We start from the raw sequence: 12,481 nt of genomic DNA on the forward strand, positions 1-12,481 counted from the left end.
GGTTCGCCGAGTGGCGGGCTTCGGGGAGCGTCGGAGGTTCATCGTGCGGTTCGTCAGGGCTCTGGGCGCGGTTGTGCTCGTGGCGGGGCTGGCCGCCTGCACCGGCGACGACAAGCCCGCCGCACCGGGGGCGTCGGCTGCGGCTCCGGCCGGGTCGGCTCCGGTGTGGAAGGAGCCGGTGAACTACGCGTACGTGGTGGACCGCCGGTGTGACGACAAGCCGTCGGAGGGGATCTACCGGGTCACGGTGCAGGGGCAGAAGGTCGCCGGCATCGAGCGGATCGACGGCAAGACCGCCTCGGGCCAGGAGGAGATCGAACTGCCGACCCTCGGCGGGCTGCTCGACCTGGCTCAGACGGCCGCGGACGACGGCGGCGAGATGACCACCAAGGTCGACCCGGCCGACGGGCACCCGCTCGCCGTGACCTTCGACGTCTCGGAGGGCGCGGGCGAGGCGTCCTGTTTTGTCATCACCGAATATGCGGTGCAGAACTGATCGTCGCCAGCACACCCGGCGCTGTCAGCTGCTGGCACATCTCGGCCAGCTCGGCCGGCCCGTACGGGAAATCCTGCCGCACCCACCACAGCAGCGTGCTGAGCAGCGCACCCGAGTAGTACTCGGCCGCGACCTCGACCGGCAGGCTCGTCCCGGCCACGCACAGGTGCTCGTGCAGCAGGTCGAACACCAGGCGTTGCAGGCGGTGGGTGAAGGCGTTGCCGCCCTGCCGGCCGCAGACCGCCCGATAGACCCGCTGATTCCGGTACGCGTGCTCGAAGATCATCAGCAGGGGCCGGGTGTTGCTGCCCCGCACGTGACCGTCGGCCATCGCGTCGAGCTCCCGGCGCAGACCGTCGCGCAGATCGTCGAAACACGTCATGAACAACGCGTCCTTGTCACGGAAGTGCGTGTAGAACGTGGACCGCCCGACGTCGGCGCGATCGAGGACGTCCTGCACGGTGAGGCGCTCGTAACCGCGTTCCTCGATCAGCGAGAGGAGCGCCTCCTGCAGCGTGCGGCGGGTGCGGCGTACGCGTCGGTCCATGCTCGGCTCCCGGACAATCGCGGGCTTCTGTGCGGTGCCGGACCATCGGCCGTTGTTGGTCGTTGACCCGCCTCCCCGCCCCGGAACCATACTCGAACATCGTGTTCGGCAATGAACAAGGAGTTCGGTGATGAAGTTTGCCCAAGCCGACCGTTACGACCAGCACAGCCACCGCAGGCTGACCCGCCTGCGCAGCCGCATCCTCGACGACATCGCCGCGGCGGACCTCGCGCCCGGCAGTCGCGTTCTGGATGTGGGCACCGGCCCGGGGCGGCTGCCACTGGCGATCGCCGCGACATTCCCGGACCTGCGCGTCGACGGGGTCGACCTGGCCCCGGAGATGATTTCTCTCGCGCGCCGGCTGGCCGCGGACACTTCCGTGACCTTCACGGTCGGCGACGTGGCCCGCCTGCCGTTTCCCGATGAGACGTTCGACCTGATCGTGTCGTCACTCAGCCAGCACCACTGGGCCGACGTTGACGGCGGGATCCGCGACCTGCACCGCGTGCTCCGCCCGGGCGGCCGACTGTGGATCTACGACGTGCGCTGGGGCCTGTTCCGCGCCACGGCGGCGGCGCGCTCATCGTTCCCGCCGGAATCCGTGACCCGGGTGCCGGTCCGCCCGATCCGCCTGCCGATCAACTTCATGGCCCGCCTGAGCGCCCGCGCTTGACCGTCCCCCGGCCACGTGGGCTCGGGCTTGCTCATCCGCCGCGGGACCGGCCCGGCGCAGGCGGTTGGCCGATGCGTCGAGATCCCTTTTGCGGTCGCCGTGTGCGGTGTCGGCCATCGCCCGGGCCTGGGCGAAGGCCTCACCGGGGTCCTGGCGGCCCTCTCGCCCGCCGCCCGTCCCGGTCCGGCGTGGTGGTCCGCCGCCGCGGTTGCCCGTTCTGGCTTGGGGGGTCCGCGGGTCCCGGCCGATTGCCTCAGTCTCGGTAGATCGTTGAGGTGCCGCCGGTGATCCGCGGCGCTCTCAAGGTTGGTTGAGGGCGCGGAGGGCGGCGTCCACTGCCGGCTCGCGGATCGTGGTGATCTCGTCGTCCTCGGCAAAAAGGATCACGCAGTCCTGGAGGCCGCCCAGCGCCACCACCGCGCGGACCCGATCGGCCGGGTCCTCGCCGACGAGCAGCACGTCCAGCCGGGTCCGCCACTGGATCATCGTGTTGACCAGGTCGAGTTCGGTCAGGACCTGGACGTCACGCAGGAGGCCGACAAATACCTGCCGGTGGCGCAGGCACATGTCGAAGTAGGCCTCGAGGACCGCCCGCTGATCCGAGCGGGCCTTCGTCTCGGCCTCGGCCAGGAAGCGTTGGAAGTCCTCGACCAGTGGTGTCATCAGCGCGCTGAGCAGGTCCCGCTTCGACGAGAAGTGGTAGTAGAGCGCCGCCTTGGTGATGCCCAGTTCCTCGGCGATCTCGCGGAGGCTGGTCTGTTCGAAACCCCTGGTGCTGAACAGCCGCAGGGCGACCGTTTTGACTTCTTCGCGGGTGTCGGCGTTCAGGCGGGGCATGTGAACATACTAACCGACCGGTTGACTACTTGCCGACCGGTAAGTAAGGCTGTGGCCCATGACGAACGTTCTGATTTCCGGCGCCAGTGTGGCCGGGCCCGCCCTCGCCTACTGGCTGCACCGGTACGGCGTCGACGTCACGGTTGTCGAGAAGTCCTCGGCGATCCGGGGCGGCGGTTATCCGATCGATGTTCGCGGCTCGGCTGTTGACGTTGTCGAGCGGATGGGGGTTCTGCCCGAGCTGCGGGAACACCACATCGACACCCGGCGGATCACCGCCATCGACGGCCGTGGGGGCACGGTGGCGGCGTTCAGTCCGGGGGCTCTCACCGGTGGGCAGGCCGGGCGTGACCTCGAACTGCCGCGGGGAGACCTGACGTCGGTGCTCTACGGGAAGACCCGTGACGACGTCGAGTACGTTTTCGGCGACTCGATCGCGAGTGTGACGCAGCACGACGATCGCGTGGACGTGACCTTCGAGCGAGGTGCGCCGCGAAGCTTCGACTATGTGGTCGGCGCCGATGGGCTGCACTCCAACACCCGGCGGCTGGTGTTCGGGCCGGAGGCGGAGTTCAGCCACTACCTCGGCTACTGCTTTGCGGGCTTCACCGCGCCGAACACCGGTGGGTGGTCGCACGAGGCGATTCTGCAGAACGTACCGGGCAAGCTCGCCGCCGTCTACGCCGTCGGGGATCAGCCCTGGGTGCACGCCCTGCTGGCCTTCGCGACCACGTCGCCGTCGCGGGAGGCTGTCGCCGGGACCTTTGCCGGGCTGGGTGGGCCGACGCCGGACCTGCTGGCGGCGTTGAGTGAGGCTGATGACGTCTACTTCGACACGGTCAGCCAGATCCGGATGCCGGGGTGGGTGCGGGGCCGGGTGGCTCTGGTCGGCGACGCCGCCTACGCGCCGTCGTTCCTGACCGGGCAGGGTACGAGTCTGGCGCTCTCGGGTGCTTACGTCCTCGCGGGGGAGCTGGCGAAGGGGACGCTTCCGGCGTACGAGAAAACCCTGCGGGACCATGTCACCCGGAATCAGGGTCTGGTCAGTGGCGGGACCGCCATGGTGCCGGGGACACGCACCCAGCTGTGGATGCGCAACCAGGCCTTCAAGCTGCTGCCGCTGCTCGCCCGCACGAAGCTGGCCGGGCGCAGCGAACGCCGCGCGGCGACGTCGCTGGCCCTGCCCACTTACGCGTAGTGGTTACTCCGGGAGACGGGGGCCGGCCTCGCGCTGCGACGCGAGCCAGGCCTCGACCTGGTCGGCCGTGCGCGGGAGCCCGGCCGACAGGTTGCGGCTGCCGTCCGCGGTGACCAGCACGTCGTCCTCGATGCGGATGCCGATGCCGCGCAGCTCCTCCGGGACCAGCTCGTCCTCGGGCTGGAAGTACAGACCGGGCTCGACGGTCAGGACGTACCCCTCGCCGAGCTCGCCGTCGCGGTACTTCTCCTTGCGGGCGGCGGAGCAGTCGTGGACGTCGATGCCGAGCATGTGGCCGAAGCCGTGGAGGGTCCAGCGGCGGTACACCGTGGACTCCTCGGACATCGCCTCGTCGACGCTGACCGGGAGCAGGCCCAGGTCGTTCAGGCCCTCGGCGAGGACGCGCATGCAGGTCAGGTGCACGTCCTGGAACTTCACGCCGGGCCGGACGGCGTCCATGCCGGCCTGCTGGGAGGCGTGCACGATGTCGTAGACCTGGCGCTGCAGCGGCGTGAAGGTGCCCGAGACCGGGATCGTGCGGGTCACGTCGGCGGTGTAGAACGTGTGGCTCTCGACGCCCATGTCCATCAGGAGCAGCTCGCCCGGCTTGGTGACACCGGTGTTGCGGACCCAGTGCAGGATCGTCGCGTGCGCACCGGCGCCGACGATGCTGCCGTATCCGACGTCGTTGCCGTCGACCCGGGCGCGCATGCCGAAGACACCCTCGAGCAGGCGCTCCTTGACGCCGCGGTCGGCGGGCAGCACCCGCGCGACGTCCTCGAAGCCGCGTACGGTCGCGTCGATCGCGTCCTGGAGCTGCGCGATCTCCCACTCGTCCTTGACCAGCTTGAGCTCGGAGATCACCCCGGCCAGCGCGCGGTCGCGGCGGACCCGCGGGTCCGGCTCGTACGCCAGGATCGCGCGGTCGACGTTCGGGTCGAGGCCGCGCAGGACCCGGGTGCGGGCCGGCGCGCACTCGGCGAGCGCCTGCCCGAGCCCGACCCACGGCGCGGTCTCGAGGCCCAGCTCGGTCGACTTCTCGCGCAGGGTGTGGCGGCGGCCGACCCACAGCTCGCCGTCGCGGCTGCGGAAGAACTCGTCGGTCTCCTTGGACGAACGCTGCCGGCTGTAGACGACCGCGTCGTGCCCGGACCCGCTCGGCCGCATGATCAGAACGCTGTCCGGGTCGGTGTCGCCGGTCAGGTAGACGAAGTCGCTGCCCGGCCGGAACGGGTAGTCCGTGTCGTTGGCACGCACCTTCTCGGTGCCGGTCGGGATGATCAGCGTCTCGCCCGGGAACGCGTCGGACAGCTCGGCCCGGCGCTTGGCGTAGTTCGGGGTCTCCGGGCGGGGCGTGACGTTGAGCGTGTCGTCGCGCCAGCCACTGCGCATGAACTGCAGGAACGCCTCCGGGAAGTCCGGGTCGTGCGACTCGGTCTTCGGCGTGGTGCCCTCGTTCTGCTCGGCCATGATGGCCCTCCCGTCATCGCGCGTCGTCCCTCGTCCCGCCCCTGACGTTACCGCCTGACCAAGATCAAGAGCAGCCGGGCATCACCGCGTCGCCAGGGTGAGACAGGCCACGCGCGCTCCGGCCGTCCCGGCCTTGCCCACCTCGGTACGGGTACGCAGCGCGTGCACGATCAGCGAGCGAGGCGGTTCGATCTCGTCGAAACTCCAGGCCTGTGCCGCCGTGGCGGATCCGGCGCCCTGGCCGTCGGCGGTGAAGTCCAGCCACACCTCGTTGCGCGGGTTCGCGTACGACGGGTCGACCGAGGGCGGTGACGCGGCGGCCTTCGGGTCGCTGCTGTGCTGGTAGTGCGGGCCCGCGTCGTCCGGCACCGAGGTGCACGTCCGGCGGTGGAGGTGCGCCCCGTACGTACGCCGGGGGACCATGCCGGTGACTGCCAGGCGTACCGATGTGCCCTTGGCGGTCCGGCCGATCACCACCTGGGCGGTCGCGCCCGCCGGGACCACCTTTGGGTCGTAGGTGATCGCCCGGACGCCCTGCGGGAAGGGCAGGAAGGTGCCCGTGACCGTGCCCTCGGTCATCGGCGCGCCCATGTCGCTCCGCGATGGTGTGGCCGACGGGCCGGGCGGGCTCGGTGCGCCGCTGACGAACCACGGCGTGGACCCCGGTGGCGGTGAGACCTCGGTGGCGGTGGGCAGACCCGAGTCGGCGCACCCGGACAGGGCGGCGGTGAGCAGCAGAGGCACGGCGAGCAGACGCATGGATGAAGTATCTCAAACATGGGCAAATCGGGCGAGCATCGCGGACTCGCTGGCTTTCTGAGGCTGCGGACGTAAGGCTGACGGGGTTTACACAGGCGTTACGTGAGGGGACGGAAATGGGCTACGCGGTGGTGCTCGGGGAAGCGCTCGTCGATCTTCTGGAGACCGAGCGTGACGGCGAGTTGATCTACCGCCAGGCGATCGGCGGCGCCCCGCTCAACGTCGCGGTCGGCACCACCCGCCTCGGCGGCGACGTCCGCTACTACGGCACCCTCGGCAACGACACCCTCGGCGACCGCATCGCCGCCTTCCTGCGCCAGCTCGGCGTCGACTCGAACAACCTGACCCGCGTCGGCGTACCGACCACCCTCGCAGTCACCACCTTCGACGGCGCGGAGCCGACCTTCCAGTTCTACGGCGAACCCCCGTCGTACTCCCTGCTCCGCCCCGACAACATCGACGAATCCGTCGTGGCCGCCGCGGACGTCGTCTACGCCGGGTCGATCTCCCTGATGCGCAAACCGTTCCAGGACGCCGCCCGCAAAGCGTGGGCGATCGACGGCCCGCTGCGCGTTTTTGACCCTAACGTCCGCCCGAAACTCCTCCCGGACGCCGCAGCGGTGACCGCCCTCCGCGACCTCGTCGAAGAGTTCTTCGCCACCGCCGACCTGGTAAAACTCAGCTCCGCCGACGCCGAGGTCCTCTGGGACGGCGCCGGCCCCGCCGCAGCCGCCGACCGCATCCTGAAGATCGGCGCCCGAGCTGTGGTGGTGACCTGCGGCGCGAAGGGCGCCTACGTGGCGACACCCGAGGCCAACGTCATGCTGCCTGCGCCTGCGGTGTCCGCCGTCGACGCGACCGGGGCGGGCGACTCGGTGATGGGCGCACTGATCCGCCGCCTGCTGGCCGACGGGGTGCCTGCTGATCTCGAGGGCTGGCAGCGGTACGTCCGCTTCGCCCTGGCCGTGGCCGGCCTCGTCTGCGAAAGCCCCGGCGGTGCGGTGGCCATGCCCACCAACGAAGAACTCACCACCCGCTGGGGCGCCCTCCTCTGACCTCCGGGTGGCCATCGCGCCCCGCTGGGCGCCCTCCTCTGACCCGCGGCGCTTCTCGGGCGGCCTTCGCGCCGCGCTGGGGCGCCCTCCTCTGACCCTTGGCGCTTCTCGGGCGGCCTTCGCGCCGCTTGAGCGCGCGTTCAAGGTGGAGTTGGCGGTCCGGGTGATTGGGTGCGGCCCACAGGTCGCGTTCGGGGCTTCCTCGTGGCCTTCGGGCCGGACTGAGGACTTCGTATGGCCTCGGCTGCCTCCGCGCGGCCTTCGAGCAGGCCCAACTTCCTTGAAACAGGGCCTAAGACGCGACTTTTAGGGCCTGTTTCAAGGAAGTTGGGGTGGGGCGCCTGGGTGCCGCCTCCGTCGGTGACTTCCGGGGTGCACTCGTCGAGCATCTTCGCTGAGTCTCTTGCAGGCCCTCGGCAGCGAGAGCCGGCCGGGGTCAGGCGTCGCCGAGGGCCTTGGCGATGAAGCGCTGACGGTCCAGGACCATGCGTTCGACCCGGACCTCGGCGACAAGGTTTTCGCCGTCGCGGACCACCACGTCGAAGATGAGCTTGCGGCCGTCCACCTTGGCCAACGTGGCCAGCGCGGTGACCATGCGGCCGACCGGGGTGGGCGCGCGGTGCTCGACCTCCGCGCGAACACCCACCGTGGTCACACCACCCGGGATCTGCCGGGCGGTGGCCGCCACAGTGGCCGCCTCGGCGAGCGCGAGCACCCTGGGCGTGCCGAGCACAGGCACATCACCAGACCCGAGCGCCTGGGCGGTGTCGGCATCGGTGACGGTCAGCTCGACCCGCGCGGTGAGACCGGGCGAAAACTCCGGAAGCTCCATGCCGACAGCTTAAGGCTGCGCAGGCCTCCGCCAGAAAGAGTCATCCTCCGACGCCCCCTCACCCGGCACCTCACCACCCGATCCCGATGCACCCCGGCCCGTCGCACTTGGCCCCGTCGCACCTGCGCCCGCTGCAGCTTGGCCTGCTGGAGCTTGGCCTGCTGGAGCTTGGCCTGCTGGAGCTTGGCCTGCTGGAGCTTGGCTGGGTGCAGCTTGGCCCGTTGTGGCGTGGCCGAGTGCAACCTGGCCCGGTGCGGCGTGCCCCGAGGAGGCCTGGCCGGACGCGGTGTGGCCGGAAGCAGTGTGGCCGGAAGCAGTGTGGCCGGGTGTGGCACGGTCGGATGCGGCTTCGCCGAGTGTGGCCTGGCCGGGTGCAGCCGTTCCCGGCTCGCTCGGGTTTGGCCAGGCGGAGTCCGCCGAGGCACCAGGTGCGGCCCACTGTTCGGCTGCCCGGTCGTCGATCGGCAAAGCCTGCGGTGCCGCCGGGTCTGCGGCGACCTCGGCCGGGTCGGCCACCGTGGCCGTGACCAGCGGTGCCGGGCCGCGGGCGTGGCGCGCGCGAAGAGAGAGCTGATCGGCAAGCCACCACGCTTCGGCGACGTCGCGGTCGCGGGCGACCCCGGAACGCCCGCCGGCCGTGTCGCCGTAGACCGTGGCCAGGCCGAGGAGTCGCTGCAGCGGGCCTTGGATCACACGGACGCTCTGCAGGCGGGCGTAGGGGACTGTCTGTAGTTCGCGGGTGAGCACACCCGACCGCGACACAAAAACCTCGTCGGTCAGGCCTACGCCCATCGACTTGAGTGCGATCGGGTTGAGCCAGCGGGCGCGGGACGGCGGCGGTGAGGTGGCGAGGGCGGCGAGGTCGACGCCCGGCAGGACTTCCCAGACCAGTGCGCGGGCCACCTCGGGGCTGCCGACGGGCAGGAGGCGGTCGGAGCGTTTGTCGTTGTTCGACTGCGGGCCCGCATATCCGGCGATGTCGAGGCGCAGGTGGAGCCAGCCCTTGGCCCGCCAGAGGAGCGGCCAGGTGACGCCGATCGACTGCACGCGGTTGAGGGGCACGATCTGGCTGCGGGTCTCCAGCAGGCCGTAGCGGACCGCGAGCCGCCCGTCGGGGTCACGCGCCAGCCGGAAGTCCCAGTCCTGCAGCACCCGGCGGACCGGCTGCAGCAGCACGCCGGCCATCGCGGTCACCGTGCTGGCGATGCCGACGAAGGTCCAGGAGCCTTCGAGCACGAACTGCATGATCACGAACGCGACGCCGACCGGCAGCAGAAAAGCTTGCGGGGTGAGCAGCTGGCTGACCACCAGGTCGCCGTTGCCGACCCGGAAGAGCGGTCGTTCCAGCGCGGGTGCCCCGGCCGCCGGGTCCGTGGCCGCACGGTCAACTGCTCCGGGGGTACGCCCGGCAAGCGCCAGCAGACGCTCCCGCAACGCCGCCGCTTCCCGGACCGTCAGGTAGGCCAGGGGTGCCTCGGTCTTGCCACCGCCGACAACCTCGAGCCGCAGCTCGGCCAGCCCGGTCAGCTGGGCGAGCAAGGGCCGCCGCAGCTCGACGGCCTGGAGCCGGTCGAGCGGGATGGCCCGGTTCCGCCGCCAGAGCAGCCCGTCCTGAATGCGCAGCTCGCGCCCGACAACGTGGTAGCCGGTGTTCAACCACCCGATCACCGAGAAAATGACCACCCCGACGGCGATGACCCCGACCACCAGCGCGAATCGCTCCACGCCGACCTGCGACAACGTCTGCCAGCTGAGCGCGGCGACTATGACGGCGATCGACTTCGCCCCGCTGAGCAGCGGGCTGAGCGGATGCAACCGCCGCCGCGGCTCACCTTCTGCCACCGCCACGAAATCGGCCGGCCCGGCCTCATCCGGTGCGGCTACCGCGTCCCCCGGCGCAGACCCGCCGGGGAGAGCAGCGCTCGCCGGCTCGCCGAGCCGGCTCGCATCTCCCGGCTGCGCCGGCTCGCGGGGAGCGACCGAGGAATCGGGATCCGGCAGCGCGGATGCGTCTGGGACAGCCGCGCTTCCTGGCTGCACGGAGTCACCGGGCGCGGGGTGAGCGGTTGGCGTCCCGGCATCAGGAACAGGGTGGCCGGGCCGGCTCGCATTTTCGGGCTGCGCCGAGTCGCTGGGCGCGGGGTGAGCGGTTGGCGTCCCGGCATCGGGGACAGGGTCGCCGGGCGGGCTCGCGGTTCCCGGCTGCGCCGGCTCGCGGGGGGTGAGGGGAGCGATCGAGGAATTGGGGTCCGGCAACGCGGATGCGTCTGGGATGGCCGCGCTCAGTGGCTGCGCCGACTCGCTGGGTGCGGGATGAGCGGTGCCGGAAGGGAGATCCGGTGGCGTGGACGCGCCGGCCTGCGAAGGCGGGTCGGCGGGTTCCCGGCCGGGCTGGGGGCGGGCGGAGGCGGTCACAGGCCCTCGGCCCGGTCCTCGCCCAGGGCCGTGAGGCGGTCGCGGAGGCGGGATGCTTCCTCGGGTGGGAGGCCGGGGATCTTGGCGTCGCTGGCCGCCGAGGCGGTGTGAAGCTGGACCGTGGCGAGTTTGAAGGCGCGTTCCAGGGGGCCCGCGGTGACGTCGACGAACTGCATGCGGGCGTACGGGACGATCGAGAGGCGGCGGATGACGAGGCCGTGGCGGACCAGGAGGTCGTTGTCGCGTTCGGCGTAGCCCCAGGCTTTGACGGCGCGGACCGTGATGATGGAGCGCCAGACGGCGAAGATGACGACGGCTGCCATGGCGGCGATCCAGGCCGGGTGGTCGGTGATCGTCCAGGCGGTGGTGAGGCCGGCCAGCAGGATGAGCACCCAGACGGCGCGGTTGATCAACTCCACAGTGATCAGGCTGCGGGAGACCGGCCGCCAGGTCACCGTGTCGGGCCACGGCTCGAGCGGGTCGGTGGGGGCGGGCGCCGGTGCGCCGGACTCGGTCACAGCATGGAGCCTATGGGGTGCTGTCGTGCTGCGTCGTCCTGAACTCGGTGACCTCGCGCAGGAAACCGCGGGCGCCGAGGAAGTCGCCGAGGTGCTCGCGGTGATCTTCGCAGGCCAGCCAGGTTTTCCGGTACGCCGGTTCGTGCAGCTTCGGGTTGTTCCACCGCAACGCCCACGCGGCGGGCGCGCGACACCGTTTTGCTGAGCACTGGGGGTTGAGCTCCTCGACCACTCCGAAACAGTAGCTGCAGAACAGCAGCCGGAGGGGAGTTGAGCGCCGGGCGACCACGGGGGAAGTCGCCCGGCGACGCGCTGAATGTTACACGGGTGGCCGGGCTGTCCGTCTACCCGGAACGGGTGCCCGTTCGAGCGCATCGCGCAGAAAGATCGACATCTCCGGCTGCTGGTGACCGGCGCGTAATCAGGCTCTGCCCGACGGCTCCAAGCATGGTCGTGTAAGTCTTGAGCGTCGGCACCCGTGCCGGCGCGACCCGGATACGCGAAAAATCTCGATGGAGGACCGGTGGCCGAGCCGACCACGCCCGAGGGCACGACGAGCGCCGATCCGGGCGCCCCGGTGCCGCCCGCGCAGGACGCCACGCAGCTCGAACGCGCGATGTTCGAGGTCAAGCGGGTGATCGTCGGCCAGGACCGGATGGTCGAGCGGATGTTCGTCGCTCTGCTTGCCCGGGGTCACTGCCTGCTCGAGGGTGTGCCCGGTGTCGCGAAGACGCTGGCCGTGGAGACCCTGGCCCGGGTGGTCGGCGGTTCGTTCTCCCGCATCCAGTTCACGCCTGACCTGGTGCCTGCCGACATCGTCGGCACCCGGATCTACCGGCAGTCGAGCGAGAAGTTCGACGTCGAGCTCGGCCCGGTTTTTGTCAACTTCCTGCTCGCCGACGAGATCAACCGTGCTCCGGCGAAGGTGCAGTCGGCGCTGCTCGAGGTCATGGCCGAGCACCAGGTGTCGATCGGCGGCGAGACGCACTCGGTGCCGGACCCGTTCCTGGTCATGGCCACGCAGAACCCGATCGAGCAGGAGGGTGTCTACCCACTGCCCGAGGCTCAGCGCGACCGCTTCCTGATGAAGATCGTCGTCGGGTACCCCACGGACGCCGAGGAGCGTGAGATCGTCTACCGGATGGGTGTCAGCCCGCCGGAGCCGAAGGCCGTGTTCACCTCCGAGGACCTGCTCGCGCTGCAGCGCCGCGCCGACCAGGTTTTTGTGCACAACGCCCTGGTCGACTACACGGTCCGCCTGGTGCTCGCCACGCGCGCCCCGGCCCAGCACGGCATGCCGGACGTCGCGCAGCTCATCCAGTACGGCGCCAGCCCGCGTGCCTCGCTCGGCATCGTCCGCGCGACCCGCGCCCTGGCCCTGCTGCGCGGTCGTGACTACGCGCTCCCGCAGGACGTGCAGGACATCGCGCCGGACATTCTGCGGCACCGGCTGGTGCTCAGCTACGACGCGCTGGCCGACGACATCCCGGCGGACCACATCGTCGCGCGCATCATGGCCAGCGTGCCGATGCCGTCGGTCGCGTCCCGGCAGGGTGCCTCGCCGAACGGCCACCAGGTCTCCGGTGTCCCGGCCCCGGCCAGCGGCGTGCCGTTCGAAGCCCAGCAGCAGCACCAGCCGCAGCCGCAGCAGCCGGCCTGGCCGGGACAGCAGTGACGGTTC

General features: G+C 70.7%; 13 protein-coding genes and 1 pseudogene. 5 read left to right on the forward strand and 9 right to left on the reverse strand.

Annotated elements, in window-relative coordinates:
• Positions 1-43 precede the first annotated feature (43 nt).
• On the forward strand, positions 44-496 hold the full coding sequence (locus AFR_RS11045; protein WP_023360390.1) for a hypothetical protein: 453 nt from the start codon (positions 44-46) through the stop codon (positions 494-496).
• On the opposite strand, the gene AFR_RS43530 is transcribed toward AFR_RS11045, so the two are convergent.
• Entirely contained in the window at positions 471-1,043 is a 573-nt protein-coding gene (locus tag AFR_RS43530) for a TetR/AcrR family transcriptional regulator (RefSeq protein ID WP_023360392.1), read from the reverse strand. The genes AFR_RS11045 and AFR_RS43530 overlap by 26 nt on opposite strands.
• A 130-nt stretch (positions 1,044-1,173) precedes the next feature.
• On the opposite strand from AFR_RS43530, the gene AFR_RS11055 reads away from it, so the two are divergent.
• Entirely contained in the window at positions 1,174-1,716 is a 543-nt protein-coding gene (locus tag AFR_RS11055; protein ID WP_023360394.1) for a class I SAM-dependent methyltransferase, read from the forward strand.
• Positions 1,717-2,016: 300 nt separating this feature from the next.
• Here the strand turns inward: AFR_RS11055 and AFR_RS11060 are convergent, their stop codons facing one another.
• Positions 2,017-2,553 (reverse strand): TetR/AcrR family transcriptional regulator, encoded by a 537-nt coding sequence (locus AFR_RS11060; RefSeq protein WP_023360396.1) that lies wholly within the window; start codon positions 2,551-2,553, stop codon positions 2,017-2,019.
• A 58-nt stretch (positions 2,554-2,611) separates the two neighbouring features.
• Here AFR_RS11060 and AFR_RS11065 point away from each other — a divergent pair, with 58 nt between their 5' ends.
• Positions 2,612-3,751 carry an FAD-dependent monooxygenase gene (locus AFR_RS11065; RefSeq protein ID WP_023360398.1) on the forward strand — a complete coding sequence of 380 codons (1,140 nt, stop codon included), beginning with the start codon at positions 2,612-2,614 and terminating at the stop codon, positions 3,749-3,751.
• Positions 3,752-3,754: 3 nt separating this feature from the next.
• Here the strand turns inward: AFR_RS11065 and AFR_RS11070 are convergent, their stop codons facing one another.
• The gene (locus AFR_RS11070) at positions 3,755-5,221 is read right to left on the reverse strand and encodes an aminopeptidase P family protein (protein WP_023360400.1); all 1,467 of its coding nucleotides are present in this window, start codon (positions 5,219-5,221) and stop codon (positions 3,755-3,757) included.
• An 81-nt stretch (positions 5,222-5,302) separates the two neighbouring features.
• Entirely contained in the window at positions 5,303-5,980 is a 678-nt protein-coding gene (locus tag AFR_RS11075; protein ID WP_023360402.1) for a superoxide dismutase family protein, read from the reverse strand.
• A gap of 116 nt (positions 5,981-6,096) precedes the next feature.
• On the opposite strand from AFR_RS11075, the gene AFR_RS11080 reads away from it, so the two are divergent.
• The gene (locus tag AFR_RS11080) at positions 6,097-7,035 is read left to right on the forward strand and encodes a carbohydrate kinase family protein (RefSeq protein ID WP_023360403.1); all 939 of its coding nucleotides are present in this window, start codon (positions 6,097-6,099) and stop codon (positions 7,033-7,035) included.
• Positions 7,036-7,471: 436 nt separating this feature from the next.
• Here AFR_RS11080 and AFR_RS11085 read toward each other — a convergent pair whose 3' ends face one another.
• From AFR_RS11085 to AFR_RS11100, 5 genes and pseudogenes are all read right to left on the reverse strand, one after another.
• On the reverse strand, positions 7,472-7,867 hold the full coding sequence (locus tag AFR_RS11085) for a thioesterase family protein (protein WP_023360404.1): 396 nt from the start codon (positions 7,865-7,867) through the stop codon (positions 7,472-7,474).
• Entirely contained in the window at positions 7,819-8,292 is a 474-nt protein-coding gene (locus AFR_RS48670; protein WP_369076481.1) for a pentapeptide repeat-containing protein, read from the reverse strand. The genes AFR_RS11085 and AFR_RS48670 overlap by 49 nt, the downstream gene beginning before the upstream one ends.
• A gap of 118 nt (positions 8,293-8,410) precedes the next feature.
• A pseudogene (locus AFR_RS11090) lies at positions 8,411-9,715 on the reverse strand (PH domain-containing protein); the annotation flags it as partial.
• A 563-nt stretch (positions 9,716-10,278) separates the two neighbouring features.
• A complete protein-coding gene (locus tag AFR_RS11095) occupies positions 10,279-10,800 on the reverse strand; it encodes a PH domain-containing protein (protein ID WP_023360407.1) in 522 nt (173 codons plus the stop codon).
• A 10-nt stretch (positions 10,801-10,810) separates the two neighbouring features.
• On the reverse strand, positions 10,811-11,032 hold the full coding sequence (locus AFR_RS11100; protein WP_041840783.1) for a hypothetical protein: 222 nt from the start codon (positions 11,030-11,032) through the stop codon (positions 10,811-10,813).
• Between the two features lie 291 nt (positions 11,033-11,323).
• Here AFR_RS11100 and AFR_RS11105 point away from each other — a divergent pair, with 291 nt between their 5' ends.
• The gene (locus AFR_RS11105; RefSeq protein ID WP_023360411.1) at positions 11,324-12,475 is read left to right on the forward strand and encodes an AAA family ATPase; all 1,152 of its coding nucleotides are present in this window, start codon (positions 11,324-11,326) and stop codon (positions 12,473-12,475) included.
• Positions 12,476-12,481: the final 6 nt, after the last annotated feature.

Origin of the sequence: Amorphoplanes friuliensis DSM 7358, assembly GCF_000494755.1 — a bacterium.
GTDB classification, from domain to species: Bacteria; Actinomycetota; Actinomycetes; order Mycobacteriales; family Micromonosporaceae; genus Actinoplanes; species Actinoplanes friuliensis.